We start from the raw sequence: 21,019 nt of genomic DNA, 5'->3' as shown, positions 1-21,019 counted from the left end.
CGGGATAGGCTAGGACCATGGCTCATTACGACGTCGTCATCCTCGGAGCGGGCCCCGGCGGGTATGTCGCCGCGGTGCGCAGTGCACAGCTCGGACTGAACACCGCGATCATCGAAGAGAAGTACTGGGGCGGTGTGTGCCTCAACGTCGGCTGCATCCCGTCGAAGTCACTTCTGAAGAACGCTGAGATCGCTCACACCTTCAACCACAAGGCCGACTTCTTCGGCATCTCCGGCGAAGTCTCCTTCGACTTCGGCGCGGCGTTCGACCGCAGCCGCAAGGTCGCGGAGACGCACGTCAAGGGAATCCACTTCCTGATGAAGAAGAACAAGGTCACCGAATACGACGGCCGCGGCACCTTCACGGGGCCGAAGTCGATCTCGGTGGCGAAGTCCGACGGCACGAGCGAAGAGGTCACGTTCGACAACGTGATCGTGTCGACCGGCTCGACTGTGAAGTCGCTGCCTGGCATCGAACTCAGCGAGAACGTCGTCTCCTACGAAGAGCAGATCCTCAGCCGCGAGCTGCCGGGTTCGATCGTCATCGTCGGCGCCGGAGCGATCGGCATGGAGTTCGCCTATGTGCTCAGCAACTACGGCGTGAAGGTGACCATCGTCGAGTTCCTCGACCGTGCACTGCCGAACGAGGATCCGGATGTCTCCAAGGAGATCGCCAAGCAGTACAAGAAGCTCGGCATCGACATCCTCACCTCCACCGGTGTGAAGTCGGTCGACGACAACGGCTCCTCCGTCCACGTCACCTACGAGACCCGCGACGGCCAGGCCGGCGAGATCGACGCAGACAAGGTGCTGATGTCGGTCGGCTTCGCCCCGCGCGTCGACGGCTACGGTCTCGACACCACCGGCGTGAAGCTCACCGACCGCGGCGCGATCGACATCGACGACCACATGCGCACGAACGTCGACGGCATCTACGCGATCGGCGACGTCACCGCGAAGCTGCAGCTCGCGCACGTCGCAGAAGCGCAGGCCGTGGTCGCCGCCGAGACGATCGGAGGCGCCGAGACGCAGACGCTGGGCGACTACCGGATGATGCCGCGCGCCACGTTCTGCCAGCCGCAGGTGGCCAGCTTCGGCCTCACCGAGGAGCAGGCGGAGGCCGACGGTCACGAGATCAAGGTCGTGAAGTTCCCGTTCAGTGCGAACGGCAAGGCGAACGGCCTCGGCGAGCCGGTCGGCTTCGTCAAGATCATCGCCGACGCCGAGCACCTCGAGCTGCTCGGCGCCCACATGATCGGCCCTGATGTCTCGGAGCTGCTGCCAGAACTGACGCTGGCGCAGAAGTGGGATCTCACGGCTCTCGAGGCCGCGCGGAACGTGCACACGCACCCGACGCTGTCCGAGGCGCTGCAGGAGGGCTTCCACGGCCTGGCCGGTCACATGATCAACATGTGACGCTCACGATCTGAGAGAAGCCCGGTTCCGCAAGGAGTCGGGCTTCTCTGCGTCAGCGGCCCAGTGCCCTGGCGAGCTTCGACGCCGAGCTGGCGTTGCGGGCGCCGGATGCCAGAGCAATGCGGGTGATCTCGGCGAAGAACGCGTCGTGGTCGGCAGGAGCGGCGGGGCCGAGTTCGATCTCCCACTCGCACCACGCCCGCTCGACATCGGCACGCAGGTCGGTCGCGCGAACGCGGTCGTCGACGAACTCTGCGACCACTCCCCCTGCGGCGTCCCGCAGTGCGTACGCGGTGCGGTCGTTCACGATCCGCGCGAGCGGCTCGAGCGGTGCGTCCGTCCAGCGCGCGAGCTCGGCGCGCACCTGGTCCGGTACCGCCTGCCCGTCGCCGAGCGGCCACCCCAGCTCGGTCCTGCCGCCGTCCACCAGCGGCCCCTTGATGTGCCACCCGGCATCCGGCCCTCCGGTGCGGCGGCGCACCGCAACTCCGGCGGCCGCCAGGTCGACATCGGCCGTGTCGAAGTACGTTGCATCGAGGTGCCGCTCTTCCCCCGCAGAGACGTCCGCGACTCCGGGCACGCTGGCCCAGTCAGGCATCGGCGTTCCCTCGTCGACGTCGAACTTCTTCTCGATCTCGATCGATCGTTCCGGCGAGGTTCCTGCTGCGGTTGCCATGCTTCCAGCCTACGGCGTGCGCACGCGAGGATCGCGCTGCCGAGATGCGCACTCTTTCGGCATCCGGGCGTTGAAATCTGCGCATCTCAGCGAGATGTGCGCATCTCGGCAGCGGGGCGCGGGTCAGGGGCGGGCGCGGTTGCGGCGTTGGGTCTGCTGCTCGCGTTCGGCGAGCTCCTCTTCGCGGGCGACGGTGAGAGCGTCGGTGGCGACGCGCACGTCGCGCTCGGCGGCGCGGACGGCGCGCTGTTTGAGCGTCTCCGCACCGAAGGTCGCGCCGATGCGGTTCTCGCCGTCTTCGACGGTGAGCACGATGTAGGCGCTGGCGATCAGAATGACCTGTGCGGACAGGTTGAACCACAGCAGCAGCGCGATGAGCGAGGCGAACGACGCCAGAAGCGGATTGCTGTCCGCCCCGCCGACGAACAGGCTCGACAGCTGCTGCAGCACCACGAGACCGGCAGCGCCGAAGAGCGAACCGAGCACGAGCTGCCGCACTCTCACCTTCATCCCGGACTGCAGCCAGAACATCCAGCCGATGATCACGGCATCGAGCGCGAACACGACCAGGATCGTGCCGGCCTTGGTGAGGAAGGCTCCGGCCCCGCTGCCGGAGACGCCCAACCAATCGAGCACCTGGTCGGTGAATGCGGTGCCGAGGAAGGTCACGGCGGCGGATGCGACCAGCAGCACACCGATCGACACCGCGAACAGCAGGTCGTACACACGCATCAGCCATGCGGCATCGTTGGCGTGCCTGGTTCCGGCGATCGAACGCACCGACATCCGGAGATTGCCGACGGCGCTGACCAGCGCCCAGATCAGCGCGATCACCGAGACGACACCGGCGACGATGTTGCCAGCCGGCAGCGTGGGCGCCGTGGAGACGTCGATCATCGCGTCGTCACCCGTGCCGACCAGCCCCGGAACGAGCTGATCGACCATGGCGACAAGCGCGTCCCACAGGTCACTTCTGGTCGACAGCCAGATCGACGCGGCGGAGAACCCCAGCAGTACGGCCGCGAACACCGCGAACAGCGTGCGGAACGTGATCGCCGCAGCGAGCAGTCCGCCGCGGTGGTCGCTGAACATCAGTGCGGCGCGCACGAGCCTCAGCCGCAGCACCCGAGCGATCGCCTTCCCCAGCGCGTCCCAGACTCCATTCACGCTCCCCACGCTATCGCGCTCCACGCCGGGCCGCCGAGATGCGCGCGTATCGTCGAGATGCGCCGAGCTGGTGCCCCGGATGAGCAGTGCGTGCCCAGTTCGACAGGTGTACTTCGGTCACGCAACGAGCGGCCCGAGGCAGGCGCCGAGCAGCATGAACGGCCCGAACGCGATGCGAGTCCGGCGCGTGGCACGCCGGAACGCGACCAGGACGAGCGCCGTCGCGCCGCCGAGGACGAACGCCGCAGCTGCGCCGAGCCCGAATGCGCCCCAACCGTGCCACGCGAGGAAGAAGCCCACGAGCACGGCGAGCTTGACGTCGCCGCCGCCCATGCCGCCTCCCGCACCCCAGAGCACGAGATAGAACGCACAGAGCACGCACGCCCCGAGCACAGCACGAGCGAGCGCGTCGAACCCGCCGCCAGCAACGGACGCCCCCGCGAGCAGGAAGACGATCACGGCTGTGCCCGGCAGCACGACGCGGTTCGGCAGGCGATGCTCCGCCATGTCGCTCCGGATCAGCAGGAGCGCCACGCACGCGAAGCTCGCGTACGCGAGGGCGACGAGCATCCGGTCCATGACCGGAACACTAGGCCGGGGCGCGGGGGTAGCGTTCAGGCCTGTGGAGAACTGCTGCGCGGCGGGTGCGCTACTCACCCATCCGGTTGCGAGTGCGCATCGCGCGCTCCGCGTCGCGCTTGTCCTGTCGCTCGCGCAGCGTCTGGCGCTTGTCGTACAGCGTCTTGCCCTTGGCGATGCCGATCTCGACCTTCGCCCGCCCATCGACGAAGTACAGCTTCAACGGCACCAACGTGTAACCACCGGCAGCGGCCTTCTGACCGATCTTGGTGATCTCATCCTTGTGCAGCAGCAGCTTGCGGTTGCGCTTGGCGGCGTGGTTGGTCCAGGTGCCGTTCGAGTACTGCGGGATGTTGACCTGATCGAGCCAGGCCTCGCCCTTGTCGACGTACGCGTAGCCGTCGGTGAGGTTCGCGTGCCCCTCGCGGAGCGACTTCACCTCTGTGCCCTGCAGCATGATGCCGGCCTCGTAGGTCTTCTCGATCGTGTACTCGTGGCGAGCACGACGATTCACCGCGATGACCCGCTGGTTCGGGTCCTGCGCGCTCTTCTTCTGCTTCTTGGCCATGCTCACCTCCCGGTGATCTCGAAGGGACAGCCTCTCATCCTACATCCGCCAACGCGCCTTCCAGCACGCGCACGATACGAAGCGCGCCCGACGCTTCGCACCCGTGGCATCTCGCCTGACCGGGAGGCAGGCGCAGCAGATGAAGCTGCCGAAGCAATGCGCCGCTGCCTTCGCAGAGCACGAATCCGCGCTAGAGCTCTGCGGTCTGCATCTCCTCGCCGACGGCGACCGAGGCGATATCGATCCCTGCCATCCGAGCCGCCGACTCGGCGATCGATTCGGGAGAACCAGAACCCGAGTACTCGATCCAGATTCCGCTGCCGTCGGACGCGGGTCCCGCAGCGAGGATCATCAGGTCGGAAGAGCCCCCGGGCACAGGCATGCCGACGACGCGATCCAACGCATCGAGCATCTCGGAGTAGGTGTACTTCGCTTGGTGCACCCGCACCGTCACTCCAGCGGGCGCATCGTCCAGGATGCGCTGTGCTTCGGCATCGACGGTGCCGACCCAGTACGCGTCGACCGCACGTTCCAGAGGATCCACGGTGACGCCGGCATATCCGTGCTCAGCTTCGTCAGCCGCGACTCCCTCGCCAGCCGTGTTCGGATCGACGAGGTCCATCAGCGGGTCGACAACGTCCAGCACCGCCTCGTTCCCAGCGACCAGCTCCTCGGTCGGCATCCCGTCCTCGTCGAAGCTCTCGCCGTCACCGGCTCCCGACGCTGCACCGTTTCCGAACCCCGGTCCGAGCGCGACAACGGCGACCAGAGCTGCCCCCAGCGGTACGGCCGTCCACCAGCGCGTGGATCTCATGGTTCTCCTCCTCGGCCGCGATCTCCCGAAAGTCTAGACCGGAGGGGGATCCTGTTGACAGAGGACGTATCGCGCATCACCCGAGCGCCCGCACCGACGGCGACGCCGCACGGCGCTCACGATTCGCCGCCACAACGGGGCTCCGGTGCGTGCATGGCAAGGCGGACGAAGGAAGCGGCTTCGCACGTCGACCGACGACAACGCAGTCAGGCGCGTGCTCCCGCGCGCGTCAGGCTCGGAGCCAGCGGCGGATGGCGAAGCCGGCGGACACCGCCGACAGCAGGACACCGAGCGCCACGATGACGATCACGACCACGAGCGCCTCCGGCATGCCGACCCACGGGATCGGGCCCATGCGCTGCGCGAGGTACCCGGTCACGCCGAAGTGCACCATCGCGACGATCGCACCGCTGGCGAGCACGGAGCCGACGAACGCCGCGATGACGCCCTCGAGCACGAAGGGCGTCTGAATCGCGCGGTTCGACGCGCCGACGAGGCGCATGATGCCGACTTCGCGGCGACGGGCGTACGCCGACAGCCGGATGGTCGTGCCGATCAGGAGCACCGCCGAGATCAGCATGAGTGCAGCGATTCCGACCGCCACGTACGTCGCGATGGTCAGAGCCGTGAACAGCGGCTGCAGATAGGCCATCTGATTGCTGACCTCTTCGACGCCATCCGTATCGCTGAACGACTCGACGACGGCTTCGGCGTTGCGCGGATCGTCTGGGGCGACGAGCGTGATGTGGAACACCGCGTTCGTCCATTCCTCGCGCAGGCTCTCCGCCGTCTCCGGGAAGTTCTCGACGTTGAGCTTGTACGCCTCCGCCTGCGACTCGAAGCGGTAGTCCTGGATGAGCGGACTGAGCGTGTCCGAGTTCAGTTGGTCCTCGAGCTCGGCGATCTTCTCGTCATCCGCGGTGCCGTCGAGGCAGGTGTCTGCGGAGGAGATGTCGGAGCAGAGGTACACGTCGACCTGAGCGCGGTCCTGGAAGTAGTCGCGCATCGTCGAGATCTGCGACTGCATCAGGATCGCGGCACCGACGAAGGTGAGCGAGACGAAGGTGACCAGGATGATGGAGACGACCATCGAGAGGTTGCGGCGCAGCCCGCTGAAGGCCTCGCCCACGATGAGACCGAAGTTCACGAGGTGGGTCCCACTTCCTCATCGTCGCCCTGCAGGCCGAGGCGATCGGCGACGCCGACGTCCGTCACATCGGCACCGGTCCTCGCCTCCCGCTTCCGGCGAGCGGGCCGTTCGTCCGATGCCTGCTCGGCCGCCTCATCCGGTGTCTGAGGATCCGGCACCTCAGCGCTCTGGGCGCTCGTGACGTCTGAAGCCGCGTCGGTCGCCAGCGGCGTGACCGTGCCCGTCTCCAGGTGCCCCGACACCTCGCGCTGGGCCTCGAGCACCTCGGTGAGCGCGGCGGTGGAGGATGCACCCTTCTCCGTCTTCGCACGGATGCGCTGCACGGCAGAGCTGTCGCCGTAGCCGCCCGATACTTCGTCGCGCAGCAGTCGACCGTCCGCCAGCTCGATCACGCGGCGACGCATCCGGTCGACGATCGCGGCCTCGTGCGTCGCCATGATGACGGTCGTTCCGCCGTCGTTGATCTGCGCGAGCAGGTCCATGATGTCGGCCGACGTCTTCGGGTCGAGGTTGCCGGTCGGCTCGTCCGCCAGCAGGACCTGCGGACGGTTCACCAGTGCGCGGGCGATCGCGATGCGCTGCTGCTCACCGCCCGACAGCTCATGCGGCATGCGCTTGGCCATGTCCTTCAGCCCGACGCGATCCAGCGCCTCAGGCACTGCCTGCTTAATCATGGCCCGAGATGCACCGATCACCTGCAGCGCGAAGGCGACGTTCTGGAACACGTTCTTCGACGGCAGCAGCCGGAAGTCCTGGAACACGGACCCGATGTGACGCCGGAAGAACGGCGTGCGTCGGTTCGACAGTGTCTTGGTGTCGCGGCCCAGGGCGAGGACCTTGCCCTGGGAGGGCACGTCCTCTCGAAGGATGAGCCGCAGGCACGACGACTTGCCGGACCCGGAGGGACCGACCAGGAAGACGAACTCGCCGCGATCGACGTCGAAGGTGACATCGTCGAGTGCGGGCGCCGCCGTTCCGCGATAGCGCTTGGTGACGTTTTCGAACCGGATCATGGCGTACCCAGGCTAAGCGGCAGGGATCCGCCGCCCGCCTGCGACACACCAGCCCGACCTGCGATATCGCTGGCAATCACATCCACCGCACAGGAGCACGAACGCACCGAGCGCGCCCTGACCGACGAGAACTCCGCCAGACGCGGGCTCGGCACTTCTCGCCTCCGGCGCTCCGTTCGCTACCCCTCCATCGACTCCAGTTCTCTGCCCTTCGTCTCGCGCACCTTGAACACGACGAACACCAGCGAGAGAGCGCTGAATGCGGCGTACACCCCGTACGCAAGAGTGAGGGAGATGCCGCTGAGCCACGGGAACGTGGTCGAGATGGCGAAGTTCGCGAGCCATTGGGCGGCCGCTGCGACGGCGAGGGCGCTGGCGCGGAAGCGGTTCGGGAACATCTCACCGAGCAGCACCCACACGATCGGACCCCATGTGGCCCCGAATCCGACGACGAACAGGTTCGCGGCGACGAGCGCGATGATGGACCACGGCGCCTCGAGGCTGGCGGAGACGGAGCCGTCGTCCGCTGTGACGAGCTGCGCGAAGGAGAACGCGACGGCCATCGTGCCCAGTGCGATCGTCATCAGGATCGAACCGGCCACGAGCAGCGCCTTGCGGCCGACCTTGTCGACGAGCAGGATCGCGACGATCGTGACGACGATGTTCGTGACCGACGAGATCACGCTGGTGAGCAGGGCGCTGTCCTCGCTGAAGCCGACCGAGCGCCACAGCGTCGTGGAGTAGTAGAAGATCACGTTGATTCCGACGAACTGCTGGAACACGCTCAGCAGGATGCCGACCCAGACGATCGGCTTCAGGCCGAAAGCGCGCCCGGCGAGATCGCGCAGCGATTCCTTCGTCTCGTCGTGCAGCGAGTCGCGGATCTGCTGGATCTTGAGGTTCACATCCGGCTCGCCGCTGAAGTCGTAGAGCACCTGCGATGCGCGATCGACGTCGCCCTTGCGCACGAGGTAACGCGGCGACTCCGGCAGGCGCAGCGACATCGCGCCGTACACGACGGCGGGGATCGCTTCGACCATGAACATCCAGCGCCAGGTCTCGATGCCGAACCAGAACGTCTCGGCCGCGCCGCCGGAGGTGGCTACGAGGATCGCGTTGGTCAGCAGCGCGGCGAAGATGCCGCTCACGATGGCGAGCTGCTGAAGCGAGCCGAGCCGGCCGCGCACTCGAGCAGGCGACACCTCCGCGATGTAGGCGGGGGCGATGACCGAGGCCGCCCCGACCCCGAGCCCGCCGACGGCGCGCCAGGCCATGAGATCGCCGACGCCGAAGGCGAAGCCGGAACCGATCGCCGAGATGAAGAACAGGATGGCGGCCACGAGCATGACGGGGACGCGCCCGAATCGGTTGGCGAGGCTGCCTGCGAACCATGCGCCAAGCGCGCAGCCGAGCAGCGCGATCGACACGGCGAATCCCTGCAGGCCTGCGCCGAGGGCGAAGTCGGCGGAGAGGGCATCCACGGCGCCGTTGATCACCGAGGTGTCGTAGCCGAAGAGGAAGCCGCCGAGGGCCGCCGCGATGGAGATGCCGATGACGCGGCCGCTGATGCGCGGCACCTGTGCGCTTGTCATGATTCGTCCGATCTTGTGGATCGCCCGCCGCCCGGATGGTGTGGGGACTGAAGGGGTCGCGACGCGCTCCGCGCCCGGCCGCCCAATACCCTACTCCTTACCAGCTCCCCGGCTTCCGAGACCAGGGCGACCGGTCTGAGACGCCGTTCCGATGCGAAGATGAGGTCGTGAAGCACACACGCGGACGCGTCGTGACGGTCACCTCCGTCGAGGAGCTCGACGCACGTCTCGCCGACACATCGACCAGGCTCACCGGATGGCGCATCGTCGGCGTCGACCTGCGGGAGCGCTCCGGTCGACTGCGTGAGCGCGACACGTCGCGCACGACTTTCGCCGGGTGCGTCTTCGCGCCGGACGACGCAGCCCTGCACGCCGCGCGCGGCGCGCTCGTGCTGCCAGATGTGTCGACGACACCCGTCGACATCCGGCGGCAGAGCCTCTACACCGCAGCGGAGCTGTTCGACGCTCACCACTACGAGGATTCGGTCGATGCTCGCGCCTATTCGTGGCAGAACCGGCGCAGGGAACCGGATGATCTGCTCGCCAGGGCGCTGCACGACGAGGCGATCGACAGCGCGCTGTCCGACTGGACTGCCGAACGCCGGATCGCCGGTGTGATGGGCGGGCATTCGCTCGCCAGAGGAGACGCCGGCTACGCGGAAGCGGCCGGCCTCGGGCGTCTGCTCGCAACAGGTCAGAGGGACGGCGGGATCACCGTCGCCACGGGCGGCGGGCCCGGCGCGATGGAGGCGGCCAACCTCGGCGCGCGCCTTGCGCGCCATCCGGAATCCGCGCTGGACGACGCACTTCGCGAGCTCGCGCGGGTGCCTTCCTTCCACCCGTCGGTCGATGCGTGGCTCGAACCGGCCCTTGAGATCGTGGCGACGCTCCCGGATCCGGTCGATTCGCTCGGAATCCCGACCTGGCACTACGGGCACGAACCGCCCAGCCCCTTCCCCACCGCGATCGCCAAGTACTTCCGCAATGCCCTGCGCGAGTCGATCCTGCTGGAGATCGCAGACGCCGGCATCGTGTTCCTTCCCGGTGCAGCTGGCACCGTGCAGGAGATCTTCCAGGATGCCTGCGAGAACTACTACGCCACGGACGACGCCATCGCCCCGATGGTGCTCGTCGGTCGGGAGTACTGGACGCAGACTCTGCCCGCGTGGCCGTTGCTGCGCGCGCTCGCCCGCGGCCGGGCGATGGAGCCGCACGTGCACCTGGTCGACACCGTGGGTGAGGCGGCGGCGCTGCTCACGTAGGCGGGAGCCGTGCTCCGGGCGACACCGGACGAGCCGCACTGATGGTCACGGCGCAGGTCGTGCGATCGCGGCGACGTGCCCGAGCTGAGCACACGCGTAGCCTGGGCGCATGGGACGCATCCGCCGCGCGAGCGCGCACGACGCGCCGGGGGTGTACCGAGTCTGCTTGCAGACCGGCGCAGCCGGCGGTGACGCCACCGACGACCACGCGAACCCCGATCTGCTGGGCCATGCCTACGCTGGGGCGTACCTGGCGGGAGAGCCGGAGTTCGCCTTGGTCGCCGTGGACGAGCACGGCGTCGGCGGATACGCGGTCGGCGCACCGGACACGCGCGCCTTCGAAACGTGGATGGAGCAGCACTGGTGGCCGGTGCTGCGCGAGCAGTATCCGCTGACACCCGAGATGGAGAGCGCGGACACCCCGGATACCCGGCTGATCCGGCGCTTTCATCGACCTCCGGCGGCAGCGGATGAGCTCCTCGCGCGGTTCCCTGCGCACCTGCACATCAACCTGCTGGAGCGCAGCCGCGGCGGCGGCATGGGTCGCGCGCTCATCGAGGCGCTGACCGGCGCCCTGCGACGACACGGCTGCGCGGGCGTGCACCTCGGCGTCGCTCCCGAGAACGAGAACGCGATCGGCTTCTACCGGCGGCTGGGCTTCGAGACGCTCGCGTCGCGGCCGGACGAGCTGGTGCTGGGCATGCGGTTCGAGTGAGCCGGCGCGGACTCAGCTCCCGCCCGTTGGCGAGAATCGATGCTTGCTACCGCACCCCGGCGTCGTGGACGCGACGGGCGAGCTGCACCCGGTTCTCGGCGGCGAACTTCGTGAACAGATGGCCGATGTGGGTCTTGACTGTGGCGACGCCGATGAAGAGTTCTGCAGCGATCTCAGCATTCGACAGGCCACGTGCGACGGCTGCCGCCACCTCGTGTTCGCGTTCGGTCAGCGACGCCACGACCTCACGGGAGCCCGCGGACGGCGCATGAGTGCTCGTCGCGGCAGCGATGAGCCGATTCGTCACGCTCGGGGAGAGCATCGGCTCGCCGCGCGCGACGCGTCGCACGGCATCGATGAGATCGGCGGGCGGAGTGTCTTTGAGCAGGAACCCGGCAGCGCCGTCGCGCAGCGCGGTCAGCACCATGTCGTCCGTGTCGAATGTCGTCAGCACGATCACGCGCGTCGCGGACCCACTCGCCGCGATCTCCCGCACCGCGGCGAGGCCGTCCATCACCGGCATCCGGATATCCATCAGCGCGACGTGCGGTCGCTCGCGTGCGATGAGGTCAGCGCCCTCGCGCCCGTTCGCAGCCTCCGCGACGACGTCGATGCCTGAGCCGCCGCCGAGAATCATCGTCAGTCCTGCCCGCACCAGCGGGTCGTCATCGACGAGCACGATTCTGATCGTCTCACTCATCCGGGTTGTCCTCCCAAGGCAACCATGCGCGCACAGCGAATCCGTTCTTTCCGTTCGGACCGTAGTCGATCGTCCCTCCTGCAAGGTCGACCCGCTCGCGGAGGCCCGCGAGCCCCATGCCCGTGCCCTCCCCGACCACAGCGTGCGCGGCGGGGCCCGGGGAACCGTTCGTCACCTCGATCGCGAGCAGTCCACCCGGATGCCCGTCGAGGCGCACTCGGATCGATGCACCGGGCGCGTGCTTGCGTGCGTTCGTCATCGCCTCCTGCACGACGCGGAACGCGGTGCGTGAGACGAGCTCCGGCGGCTGCGCTGGGTCATGCGGAGCGGAGCGAACAGGTGACGCGTCACCCGATCCGGATGCGCTCGCCGTGAGGCTCGCACTGTCGGCATCGCCGCGAGCCGCAACCGCTCGTCCGACCGCAACCGGCACGTCCGTCAGAAGCGACCCTTCGACATCGATCACCGCTCCGGCCGCACGCGCGTCCACGAACAGCGCTGGCAGTGCGGCGAGCGTCGGCTGCGGCGGCTCGATCCTCCCGTCCGACGCTTTCAGCACCCCGAGCACCTGCCGCAGTTCTGCCATGGCTCGCCGAGCGTTGTCCTGCACGAGCGCTGCCGTGCGGTGCGTCTCCTCGCGTGTGAGGTCCTCGCGGTATGTCAGCGCCCCGGCGTGCATCGCGACCAGCGAGATCCGATGCGCAAGCAGGTCGTGCATCTCGCGGGCGATGCGCGTGCGCTCACCCGCCTGGGCCGCCTGCACCTGCAGTTCTCCCTCACGTTCAGCCTCGATCGCACGGTCGTGCAGGGACGACAGCAGCGCACGGCGGGCACCGATGTAGAGACCGAAGCTCGCCGGAACGAGGAAGGAGACGGCGAGCACCGGGATCAGGATCCACCACTCGAGCCGTCCGATGAGTTCGCCAGGAATCAGCTGCTCATAAGCCCACACGCCGCTTGTCATCGCAACGCCGTTCGCGACGATCGGCAGCCAGCGCCGGTGTGTTGCATTGGAGACGGCCGCGAGCTGCGCCGGCCCCGCCTGAGTCATCGTCGACACCGCTCCCATGAGCGACGTCACGATCGCGATCGTCGCGGGCGCGCGACGGCGCAGAGGGAGGAGGCACGTAGCGATCACGAACACCGCCGCGTCGACCATCGCCAGGCCGAAGAACGCGGATCCGGAAGCCCGCCCCGCCTCGACTTCCAGAGCGACGTAGCCGTAGAACAGGATCCACGCGAGGATCCCTGATGTGATGACCACCAGGTACCGCCACACGCGCGACCATGCGCGCAGGCGCGCGCCGGTCGCGTACTCGATCCGCGGGTGTGCTGTCGTCACCATTCGACCCTACTGATGCCAGAGCCCCGTGCCCTCCCCCGCGCGGCTCGACGGGATCCGCCGAAGGGTGGAGTCGAAACAGCCGCCGGTGCGATGTGCGGCCCTGCCCCTGCGCGGGAGTGTGGAGGCATGATCGAAGCGAAGGAACTGACCAAGAAGTACGGATCGACCATCGCCGTGGACAGCGTGTCGTTCACGGCGAAGCCCTACCGCGTCACGGGCTTCCTCGGACCGAACGGTGCCGGAAAGTCGACGACGATGCGGATGCTCGTCGGGTTCGCGCGCCCTGACTCGGGCGAGGCGCGAATTCTGGGCGTACCGTTCACCGACGTGCCGAACCCTGGCCGCCACGTGGGCGTACTGCTCGATGCGTCCGCCGTTCACAAGGGGCGCACGGGACGTGAGACGCTCACTCTCGCGGCGATGACGATGGGGCTCGGGCCGGAGGCGGTCGACCGTGCGCTCTCGCGCGTCGGGCTGACGAAGAAGGAAGCCGGCCGCCGCACCGGCGGTTACTCGCTCGGCATGCGGCAGCGGCTCGGAATCGCACAGGCGCTGCTCGCTGATCCGTCGGTGCTGATCCTCGACGAGCCCGCGAACGGTCTGGATCCGTCGGGGATCCGCTGGATGCGCGATCTGCTGCGCGAGTTCGCGAACGAGGGCGGCACCGTTCTGCTCTCGTCGCACCAGCTCGCCGAGATCGACCAGATCGCAGATGACATCGTCATCATGGGCGGCGGTCGCGTGCTCGCCGAGGGGACGAAGACTTCCCTCACCGCCGACGGTTCCCTGGAGGATCTGTTCTTCGGCGCCACCGCACACCAGGATCGAGAGGGAGCAGCAGCATGACTCCGGTATTGGAAGGCAGCAGGGTTCCGTTCGTCCGCCACGTGCGCGTCGAACTGCGCAAGCAGCTCGACACACGCGCGGGCCTGTGGATCCTGATCGCCATCGCCGTGATCACGATCGGCGCCGCCGTCCTGCCGCTGTGGATATTCGAATCCGAAGGGCTCACGTGGCGGGCGTTCCTCGACTTCTCATCGGGCGGATGGGGTCTGCTCCTGCCGTTCATCGGCGTGCTCGCCGCCACGAGTGAGTGGACGCAGCGCACAGGACTGTCGACGTTCGCGCTCGAGCCTCGGCGAACGCTTGTGAACGCCGCGAAGCTCGTCTCGTCTCTGCTGCTCGGCTTCGTGGTCGTGGCGGCGACCTTCGGGGCGGCCGCGATCGCAAACCTCATCGGGATCACAGCGTTCGACGGCAACGGATCCTGGACCGTGGATGCCGGCTTCGTTCTCGGCCAGGCAGCCGCGATGGTGATCTATGTGGCGATGGGCGTGGGCTTCGGACTCCTGCTGCTCAGCACTCCGCTCGCCATCGTCGCGTTCATCGTGCTGCCGCTGGCTGTGGGCGTGCTCGCATTGATCCCCGCGCTCGCGGACGTGGTTCCGTGGGTGGACCTCTCGAGCGCGACCCTGCCGCTGCTCACCGGTTCCCTCAGCAGCAATGCGGAATGGGGACAGCTGGCGACGGTCGTCACCGTCTGGTGCCTCGTCCCGCTCGGGTTCGGGCTCGTGCGCACCGCGCGCCGCGAAGTCGCGTAGCCCATGAGACGCGGGCCGTCGTCTGCGGCGACGGCCCGCGTCTCATCTGATCTCCTTCGAGCCGATCCCTCCAACTGCGACAAGAGGACGTATCCGTGGTTCCTCACGCGCAATGAGCTCAACCACCACAGACCCGGCCGCTGATGTGCGCAGAGTCCATCGCGGTGCCAGTGCGATGCGGTCGAGATGCACAGTCCCGTAGCGATCGAGGGCGACGTCAGATGCCTCGGCGTCGGCAGGACCGCGGCGACACGCTGGCGCCGGACACGTCCGTGTTGGCTCGCCGGTGCATCGTCGCCGACAGCAGTCAGTTCCATCGGTTGCGAATCGTCTCGCGCAGCGTCCCGCCTGGGTCACGCAGCGGGCCGGAATCTCTTCGGCGGCGGGTCTATGCCGTGGAAGGCATACTCCAGCGCCAGCCGCGGAGGGAGGTCTTTTGTCTCTCCGCCGGGATCGTGCAGGACGAAGTCGCGCTTGCCGGTGCGGGTGATGCGATAACCGCCGGTGTGCAGCCGCATGTGATGGAAGCGGCACAGCAGGATGCCTCGGTCGACGTCCGTGCGGCCGCCCTCGGCGAAGTGGTCGATGTGGTGCGCTTCGCAGTAGGACGCGGGCCGGTCGCAGCCGCGCCAGCGGCAGCCGCCGTCGCGGACGGCGAGGGCGATGCGCTGCGCGGGTGTGAACAGCCGGTGCTCTCGGCCCACGTTGAGCGGGTCGCCCGCTCGTGTCGCTGACACCGGCACCGTGCCGGTGTCGCAGGCATGCTGGTCGGCGACCGGTGCGGGCACGCGCGTCAGCCGATCCTCAGTGTGCGCAGCGCCGTCGGTATCACCCGACGAATCGACGACCCGCACCAGTCGCACGCCCGCCTGCTTCGTGCCGTGCACGGCCTTCGCATCGGCCAGCGTTCCCGACCGGATCACGTCGAACAGAAGATCGTAGGAGAGCTGCTCGAAGGTGCGCGGATCGTCGACGAGCCGCTGCGCCGCTTCCTTCTCGGCGGCATCGACGAAGCGGGGCCCGCCCAGTCGTGGGCGCAGGGCACTGTCGAGCACGCTCCGCACGAACGCGGCGCCCTCGTCATCGAAGACGAATGATCCGTGCGAACGGCCATCGGCGTCGACCCACATCCGGTAGGAGCGCGCCTCATACCGCTCGAAGTATCGCCTGTCGGCGCCGTCGGGGTCGAGGCGATCGCGGATCGTGCGCGCGGCGGTGCGCAGCTCTTCCACGGAACGGTGCGCAGCCTCGTCGACGAGCTGCTCCGCCGCGAGACGCCACGCCTCGCGGAACTCCCCCTCGATGCGTGCGCCAACGGCCGGGTCGAGCGGCATGCCATCCGACATCGTGCCCGCGGCGGGCCCCGCCGGAGGCTCCCCGAGCCCTCGGAAGATCGCGTCGTACTGCGCCTGCGAGAGCCCACCGCGCACGAGCGCGTAATCGAGCGGCGTATGCCACGACGGCGGCGTCGTCGGTGCACGCGACGCGTCGCTGCCATCCGGGCTGCCGTCGTCCCCCATCTGATCACCGAAGTCTGGCTGCACCTCACCGCTCGCAGCGCCGCCCGACTCCTCGTCACCGGCCCCGCTCTGGCGCCCCGACGCCGACAGAAACCCGCCGAGAATCGACGTGCCGACGCGAATGCGCTGATAGGCGTCGCCCTTCGACCCGCCGGTGACGCCCTGGATGAAGTCCGTCGCCTTGCGGTGCCCACGCTTCTGCGCGAACCCGTCATGCCCCGCCTCGCGCGTCGACCGCTCGGCCACAACACCCGCGCCGACCACGCCGATGCGGTCGACGGAGCGCGAGAGCTTCGCGGCCGTCTCCATGACCTCCGCGAGACCCTTATCGTCGAGCGCCCGCATCACCGACACGACATCGTCTGCTCCTTCAGCACCGCCGCCGAGCAGGCCGCGCAGCCGCGCCACCTGCTCGTCGATGTCGGTGAAAAGTTCCATGCTTCATTCTAAAATCGGCCTCCGACATTCGACCTCAGCGCCGATCAGCAGTCACCGGTTCCAGCGCCTCCCGCTGATAGCGCCCCTGGCCGTCGAGGCGGGGACGCCGCACAGCTCAGCCGCATGGACCAGCGAGAACCCGTCCCGGTGCACGAGCCTGATCCGTTCGGCCAGATCGGCGTCCACCCGCGAGATCGCTTCCCTGGTCACAGCCTCGGAGCCAGCGGGCAGCGCCGCGCGTGCGGCCAGCCCAGGGCGCGAACGGTCGTGCGCACCGCTGCGGCGCTTCGTCAGCGCTCTGCGACGTTCGCTGATTACGCGTTCGCCGCGCGCACATCCAGATCGCGGCGCAGGTGGTCGCGCTGCTCGATCACGAGCCGGCGCAGCGAACCGGGGGCGTCCGCGTTCTCCTCGAGCCACGCATCGGCGAGCGCGAGGTCGTCGCGCTGCGGGAACAGGTCGCGCACGAGGCGCCTGGCGATCTCGATGCTGCGCGTCGCCCACACGTCGCGCAGCCTGGCGAAGTAGTCGGTGTCGAAGCGTTCGATGAGGTCGCGCCTTCCCCCGGCGCGCACGCCCGAGATCGTCGCGGAGAGGTGGTCGTTCGTCAGCGTCTCGTCCTCCCACGCCGCACGCCAGGCGCGCTCGCGCACACCCGCGTCCGGTGTCGAAGCGCGCACGCGCACCCACGCCGTGCGGCCCGACATCGTGTCATCGCGGGCGAGTTCCGCATCGGCGTCCTCGTCAGTCGCGCGGCCGGCTGCGGCGAGCGCGGCCAGCAGGCTCCAGCGCAGGTCGGGGTCGAGCGGGAGCCCCTCCGGCACACCGTGCCCTTCGAGCAGGCCCCGGATGTCGTCCGCCAGGTGGTCGTCGTGCGCCGCGGCACCTGCGACGGCGCGCGCCCACGCCAGCTGCGCGTCGCTTCCCGCGTCCGCCGCGTGCATGCCGTGCCACGTCGCCTCCAGCCATGCGCGCTTCTCATTTCCGCTGGAGACATCCGGCACGTAGTGGCCCACGGCGAACGCCGCATTGTCGAGCGTCTGGGAGAGCAGCCCCACGTGCGCCTCTCCCCCGGCGTGGCGGCGGACGATGTCGAGGTAGCGGGCGACGGCGAGTTCGCCGTCTCGCACGGCGTTCCACAGCGACGACCAGACGAGCCCTCGCGCCAGGTCGTCTCGGAGCGTGGACAGCACCTCGGATGCCGCCTCGATCGAGCGCGCATCAAGGCGGGCCTTGGCGTAGGTGAGGTCTCCCTCGTTCACGAGCACGAGATCGGCCCGCCTCACCGCCTCAGCAGCGGGACCTGCCAGCGACGTGCGCTCATCAGCGATGTCCAGATCGATGCGCGACGTGCGGTGCAGCCTGCCGTCGGTGATCCGGTACACGCCGACGGCGATCCGGTGCGGGCGCGGATCCGTCTGCGTGATGGCGACGTCGTCGCCGTCACGGTCGATTGCGACGGTGGACATCCCGCTCGTGGACAGCCACGAGGCCGCCCAGGCCCGCACATCGCGGCCAGACGCATCCGCCAGCGGTGCCAGCAGATCCTCCAGCGTCGTGCTGCCGAAGGCGTGCGAGGCGAAGTAGCGACGCGACGCCTCGAAGAACGCCTCCTCGCCGACGAACGCGACGAGCTGCTTGAGCACGGAAGCGCCCTTGGCGTAGGTGATGCCGTCGAAGTTGAGCTTGGCCGCCTCGAGGTCGGGGATGTCGGCGACGACCGGATGCGTCGTGGGCAGCTGATCCGCCTGGTACGCCCACGCCTTGCGGCGGTTGGCGAACGACACCCACGCGTCGGTGTACTGCGTGGCTGCCGCCGACGCGTGCGAGCCCATGTAGTCGGCGAAGGATTCCTTCAGCCACAGGTCGTCCCACCAGCGCATGGTGGCGAGGTCCCCGAACCACATGTGCGCCATCTCGTGCAGGATCGTGTTCGCACGTCCCTCGTGCTGCGCTCTGGTCGCCGCACCCCGGAACACGTAATCCTCGGTGAAGGTGACCAGCCCCGGATTCTCCATCGCGCCGAGGTTGTACTCCGGAACGAAGATCTGGTCGTACTTGCCCCACGGATACGGGTACGCGAACGCGTCGTCGTAGAAGTCGAGCCCCTGCCTGGTCACCTCGAGGATGTTCTCCGCGTCGAGATGCTCCGACAGCGACGCCCGGCACAGCACACCGAGCTGCACACGCTGATCGCCGCGCGTCCACTCCCCCGTCTCGCGATGGTACGGTCCGGCGGCGACCGCCGTGATGTAGCTGGGAATCGGCAGCGTCTCGGCGAAGCGCACGGTCTGCGCATTCTCGCGCTCCGCGACACCGACGACCGGGGCGTTGTTCAGCACGATCCATCCGGTCGGCGCGCTCACCTCGAAGCTCCAGCGCGCCTTCATGTCCGGCTGCTCGAAGCACGGCGTCACGCGCCGCGCATCCGCCGGCTCGTACTGCGTGTACAGGTATGTCTCGCCGTCGGCGGGGTCGACGAAGCGGTGAAGGCCCTCGCCCGAGCGGCTGTACGCGCCCGTGGCGGAGATCCGGATGAGGTTGCGTCCATCTTCGAGGCCGGTCACGCGGATGCGTGCGCCGTCCCACTCCACATCGCGGGCCGCACCGTTCACCGACACCGAGTCGACGCTCTCGCCGATGAAATCGACCCAGGTCTCCGGTGCCGTCGCCTCGATCTCGAGCACTGCGACCACGCCGAAGCCCGCTGTGCCCCCGTCCCGCGCTCTGGTCACGTCGAGCGCGACATGCTCTGCGGAGACGGTGAAGGCTGCGGCGCGCGCCGCAGTCTCGTCACGGGTGAGATTGGCTGAAGCGTTCGCTGTCGTCACTCCCCCATGCTCGCACTTCCCGCGCCCAGGTGCGCTGCGAAGCCCGGTGCCGCTGCGAGCGCAACGGTTTCACGAGCATCGCAGCGCCCGAGATCAGTACGCGACGGTGAAGCGGGTGCCGCGGTGCGCGGGGGTCGCCACCTCGTCGGCGATGGCGAGGCCGAAGTCCGCACCGGAGATGAAGGACTCACCCGCCTCGTCGGTGACGAGCACATCGCCGCCCGTGCGATACGTGCCGCGTGCCTCGCCTGGAGCGAACGAACCGAAGCCGGCGGCCGGGCTGATGTAGCACCAGTCGAGGTCGTCACCGCGCTCTCGCAGTGCGTCGAGCATGCGGGCGGCCTCGCGCGCCTCGGGCTGCACCGGCTCGGGGAAGCCTTCGGTGTCGAACACCAGCGGCCCGCCCTCGTAGGCCCGCAGCGATCCCGCTCCTCCGACGACGAAGAGGCGAGTGCCCGACGCCGCGGCCAGGTCGGCCAGCTGCGCGGTGCCCGTCTCGACACGGCCGAGCATGTCGCCGCGCGGAGCGGCCGTGACGACCACCACATCGGCATCCGCCACGATCTCCGACGCCACCTTCTCGTCTGTGAAGTCACCCGTGCGGTACTCGACGCCGTCGATGGGCGTCTCCGGCCGCGTGCGCGAGTACGAGACGACGTCGATGCCCTTCGCCTTCGCCTGCTCGATGATGTGCCCACCGGCGTACCCGGTGCCTCCGATAACGGCCAGTCGCGTCATGTTTCCTCCGAATCGCGGCCCTCTGTCGTGGCCGTCTGGGTCATGCAACCACGCGCGCCCGCGCTGTGTTCCCACTTCTTCCATCCGGTCGAAGGACACCGATTCCACCCGGATGAAGGATACGGGCGACACGCTCACGGACCCGGCGTGGGCCACTCCGGATGCCCGGAGCGGCCCACCTCCGACTCGCCGGGCGACCGCGGCGAAACAGACGCGGCGACGGGAGTCGAACCCGCTGCTCAGTCGGTATGAACCGCTGACCGAGACCACTCGGATCGCCGCGCGACGCTTCCACGTTATCGAGGCCCGCGCACCCTGTCACCCGGTGTTGCGGATCTTTTCGCTATGACGTTCCTGAACACGCCTCAGAGCGCCGCACCGTTCGGGTCGAAGCGGAAGAAGGTGCGGTTCTCGTACAGGAGCGGTGCGCCGATCTCCGCGGGGCACACCTCGACGATGTCGGCGATCACCAGCGACGAGTCCGACACCCTGATGCTGTCGCGGATCCGTCCGCGCAGCGTTGCGCGGGCGCCCGCGAGCGTCGCATTGCCGTGTTCGTCGAAGGTCCAGCCCTGCTCGGCTGTGAAGCGCTCCCTGCCCGAGACGGCGAATGCCAGCGCGGTGTCGACGTGCTCGTCGGTGAGGAAGTGGATCGAGAGGTTGTCCGCTTCCAGGATCGCGCCGGCCGTTCCGGTGGCCCGGGTGACGGAGAACGACACGGCAGGGGGCACGGCGGCCACCGAGCTCACGCTCGACGCCGTGAGCCCCACGGGGCCGGATGGGGTGCTCGCCGTGACGATCGTGACGGCCGCCGGGTGCGTGCGGAACACGGTCTTGAACGCATCGCCCAGTTCTGCTTCATTCGACTGCATACTTCGACGGTACGCGCTCCGGA

At 68.5% G+C, this 21,019-nt stretch carries 19 protein-coding genes and 1 tRNA gene; 5 read left to right on the top strand and 15 right to left on the bottom strand.

The features are described 5' to 3' along the window. Positions 1–17: 17 nt before the first annotated feature. Positions 18–1,415 carry a dihydrolipoyl dehydrogenase gene (gene lpdA / locus CIK77_RS00320; RefSeq protein ID WP_087055650.1) on the top strand — a complete coding sequence of 466 codons (1,398 nt, stop codon included), beginning with the start codon at positions 18–20 and terminating at the stop codon, positions 1,413–1,415. A gap of 52 nt (positions 1,416–1,467) precedes the next feature. Here the strand turns inward: lpdA and CIK77_RS00315 are convergent, their stop codons facing one another. From CIK77_RS00315 to CIK77_RS00280, 8 genes are all read right to left on the bottom strand, one after another. Continuing rightward, positions 1,468–2,091 (bottom strand): CYTH domain-containing protein, encoded by a 624-nt coding sequence (locus CIK77_RS00315; RefSeq protein ID WP_087055651.1) that lies wholly within the window; start codon positions 2,089–2,091, stop codon positions 1,468–1,470. Between the two features lie 123 nt (positions 2,092–2,214). Next, positions 2,215–3,258 carry a YihY/virulence factor BrkB family protein gene (locus CIK77_RS00310; RefSeq protein ID WP_140403552.1) on the bottom strand — a complete coding sequence of 348 codons (1,044 nt, stop codon included), beginning with the start codon at positions 3,256–3,258 and terminating at the stop codon, positions 2,215–2,217. A gap of 117 nt (positions 3,259–3,375) precedes the next feature. Next, entirely contained in the window at positions 3,376–3,837 is a 462-nt protein-coding gene (locus CIK77_RS00305; RefSeq protein WP_087055653.1) for a prepilin peptidase, read from the bottom strand. Between the two features lie 70 nt (positions 3,838–3,907). After that, positions 3,908–4,405 (bottom strand): SsrA-binding protein SmpB, encoded by a 498-nt coding sequence (smpB, locus tag CIK77_RS00300; protein WP_087055654.1) that lies wholly within the window; start codon positions 4,403–4,405, stop codon positions 3,908–3,910. Positions 4,406–4,595: 190 nt separating this feature from the next. Beyond that, positions 4,596–5,219, bottom strand: a complete 624-nt coding sequence (locus CIK77_RS00295; RefSeq protein ID WP_087055655.1) for a hypothetical protein — start codon at positions 5,217–5,219, stop codon at positions 4,596–4,598. A gap of 229 nt (positions 5,220–5,448) precedes the next feature. Beyond that, positions 5,449–6,366 carry a permease-like cell division protein FtsX gene (gene ftsX / locus CIK77_RS00290; RefSeq protein ID WP_087055656.1) on the bottom strand — a complete coding sequence of 306 codons (918 nt, stop codon included), beginning with the start codon at positions 6,364–6,366 and terminating at the stop codon, positions 5,449–5,451. Next, positions 6,363–7,382, bottom strand: coding sequence for a cell division ATP-binding protein FtsE (ftsE, locus tag CIK77_RS00285; RefSeq protein ID WP_087055657.1), 1,020 nt, complete (start codon positions 7,380–7,382; stop codon positions 6,363–6,365). Before ftsE ends, ftsX begins: the two co-directional genes overlap by 4 nt. A 179-nt stretch (positions 7,383–7,561) precedes the next feature. Further along, positions 7,562–8,974 (bottom strand): sugar porter family MFS transporter, encoded by a 1,413-nt coding sequence (locus CIK77_RS00280; RefSeq protein WP_087055658.1) that lies wholly within the window; start codon positions 8,972–8,974, stop codon positions 7,562–7,564. 167 nt (positions 8,975–9,141) lie between these two features. Here CIK77_RS00280 and CIK77_RS00275 point away from each other — a divergent pair, with 167 nt between their 5' ends. After that, positions 9,142–10,236 carry an LOG family protein gene (locus tag CIK77_RS00275; RefSeq protein WP_087055659.1) on the top strand — a complete coding sequence of 365 codons (1,095 nt, stop codon included), beginning with the start codon at positions 9,142–9,144 and terminating at the stop codon, positions 10,234–10,236. A gap of 109 nt (positions 10,237–10,345) precedes the next feature. Continuing rightward, on the top strand, positions 10,346–10,951 hold the full coding sequence (locus CIK77_RS00270) for a GNAT family N-acetyltransferase (protein WP_087055660.1): 606 nt from the start codon (positions 10,346–10,348) through the stop codon (positions 10,949–10,951). Positions 10,952–10,997: 46 nt separating this feature from the next. Here the strand turns inward: CIK77_RS00270 and CIK77_RS00265 are convergent, their stop codons facing one another. Continuing rightward, positions 10,998–11,651, bottom strand: coding sequence for a response regulator (locus CIK77_RS00265; protein WP_087055661.1), 654 nt, complete (start codon positions 11,649–11,651; stop codon positions 10,998–11,000). After that, a complete protein-coding gene (locus CIK77_RS00260; protein ID WP_170934190.1) occupies positions 11,644–12,993 on the bottom strand; it encodes a sensor histidine kinase in 1,350 nt (449 codons plus the stop codon). Before CIK77_RS00260 ends, CIK77_RS00265 begins: the two co-directional genes overlap by 8 nt. 129 nt (positions 12,994–13,122) lie before the next feature. On the opposite strand from CIK77_RS00260, the gene CIK77_RS00255 reads away from it, so the two are divergent. Continuing rightward, positions 13,123–13,842, top strand: a complete 720-nt coding sequence (locus tag CIK77_RS00255; protein WP_087055663.1) for an ABC transporter ATP-binding protein — start codon at positions 13,123–13,125, stop codon at positions 13,840–13,842. Then, the gene (locus CIK77_RS00250; RefSeq protein ID WP_140403553.1) at positions 13,839–14,597 is read left to right on the top strand and encodes an ABC transporter permease; all 759 of its coding nucleotides are present in this window, start codon (positions 13,839–13,841) and stop codon (positions 14,595–14,597) included. Before CIK77_RS00255 ends, CIK77_RS00250 begins: the two co-directional genes overlap by 4 nt. A gap of 353 nt (positions 14,598–14,950) precedes the next feature. On the opposite strand, the gene CIK77_RS00245 is transcribed toward CIK77_RS00250, so the two are convergent. From CIK77_RS00245 to CIK77_RS00230, 5 genes are all read right to left on the bottom strand, one after another. Beyond that, positions 14,951–16,555, bottom strand: coding sequence for an HNH endonuclease signature motif containing protein (locus CIK77_RS00245; protein WP_087055665.1), 1,605 nt, complete (start codon positions 16,553–16,555; stop codon positions 14,951–14,953). 314 nt (positions 16,556–16,869) lie between these two features. Next, the gene (gene pepN, locus CIK77_RS00240; RefSeq protein ID WP_087055666.1) at positions 16,870–19,386 is read right to left on the bottom strand and encodes an aminopeptidase N; all 2,517 of its coding nucleotides are present in this window, start codon (positions 19,384–19,386) and stop codon (positions 16,870–16,872) included. A 93-nt stretch (positions 19,387–19,479) separates the two neighbouring features. Continuing rightward, positions 19,480–20,124 carry an NAD(P)-dependent oxidoreductase gene (locus tag CIK77_RS00235; RefSeq protein WP_087055667.1) on the bottom strand — a complete coding sequence of 215 codons (645 nt, stop codon included), beginning with the start codon at positions 20,122–20,124 and terminating at the stop codon, positions 19,480–19,482. Between the two features lie 211 nt (positions 20,125–20,335). Then, positions 20,336–20,407: transfer RNA gene (locus CIK77_RS17535), tRNA-OTHER, on the bottom strand. An 82-nt stretch (positions 20,408–20,489) separates the two neighbouring features. Then, a complete protein-coding gene (locus tag CIK77_RS00230) occupies positions 20,490–20,996 on the bottom strand; it encodes a flavin reductase family protein (RefSeq protein WP_087055668.1) in 507 nt (168 codons plus the stop codon). Positions 20,997–21,019 lie beyond the last annotated feature (23 nt).

The sequence above is a fragment of the Microbacterium sp. JB110 genome (genome assembly GCF_003335195.1).
In the GTDB taxonomy this organism is placed as follows: Bacteria; Actinomycetota; Actinomycetes; order Actinomycetales; family Microbacteriaceae; genus Microbacterium.
Note: the sequence above shows the minus strand (reverse complement) of the source record. Positions and strands in the feature narration are given on the sequence as shown.

Excerpts from the sequence above, each read along its gene's own strand:
- lpdA (WP_087055650.1), top strand. The coding sequence starts at position 18 with ATGGCTCATTACGACGTCGTCATCCTCGGAGCGGGCCCCGGCGGGTAT.
- CIK77_RS00315 (WP_087055651.1), bottom strand. The coding sequence starts at position 2,091 with ATGGCAACCGCAGCAGGAACCTCGCCGGAACGATCGATCGAGATCGAG.
- CIK77_RS00305 (WP_087055653.1), bottom strand. The coding sequence starts at position 3,837 with ATGGACCGGATGCTCGTCGCCCTCGCGTACGCGAGCTTCGCGTGCGTG.
- smpB (WP_087055654.1), bottom strand. The coding sequence starts at position 4,405 with ATGGCCAAGAAGCAGAAGAAGAGCGCGCAGGACCCGAACCAGCGGGTC.
- CIK77_RS00295 (WP_087055655.1), bottom strand. The coding sequence starts at position 5,219 with ATGAGATCCACGCGCTGGTGGACGGCCGTACCGCTGGGGGCAGCTCTG.
- ftsE (WP_087055657.1), bottom strand. The coding sequence starts at position 7,382 with ATGATCCGGTTCGAAAACGTCACCAAGCGCTATCGCGGAACGGCGGCG.
- CIK77_RS00280 (WP_087055658.1), bottom strand. The coding sequence starts at position 8,974 with ATGACAAGCGCACAGGTGCCGCGCATCAGCGGCCGCGTCATCGGCATC.
- CIK77_RS00270 (WP_087055660.1), top strand. The coding sequence starts at position 10,346 with ATGGGACGCATCCGCCGCGCGAGCGCGCACGACGCGCCGGGGGTGTAC.
- CIK77_RS00265 (WP_087055661.1), bottom strand. The coding sequence starts at position 11,651 with ATGAGTGAGACGATCAGAATCGTGCTCGTCGATGACGACCCGCTGGTG.
- CIK77_RS00255 (WP_087055663.1), top strand. The coding sequence starts at position 13,123 with ATGATCGAAGCGAAGGAACTGACCAAGAAGTACGGATCGACCATCGCC.
- CIK77_RS00250 (WP_140403553.1), top strand. The coding sequence starts at position 13,839 with ATGACTCCGGTATTGGAAGGCAGCAGGGTTCCGTTCGTCCGCCACGTG.
- CIK77_RS00245 (WP_087055665.1), bottom strand. The coding sequence starts at position 16,555 with ATGGAACTTTTCACCGACATCGACGAGCAGGTGGCGCGGCTGCGCGGC.
- CIK77_RS00235 (WP_087055667.1), bottom strand. The coding sequence starts at position 20,124 with ATGACGCGACTGGCCGTTATCGGAGGCACCGGGTACGCCGGTGGGCAC.
- CIK77_RS00230 (WP_087055668.1), bottom strand. The coding sequence starts at position 20,996 with ATGCAGTCGAATGAAGCAGAACTGGGCGATGCGTTCAAGACCGTGTTC.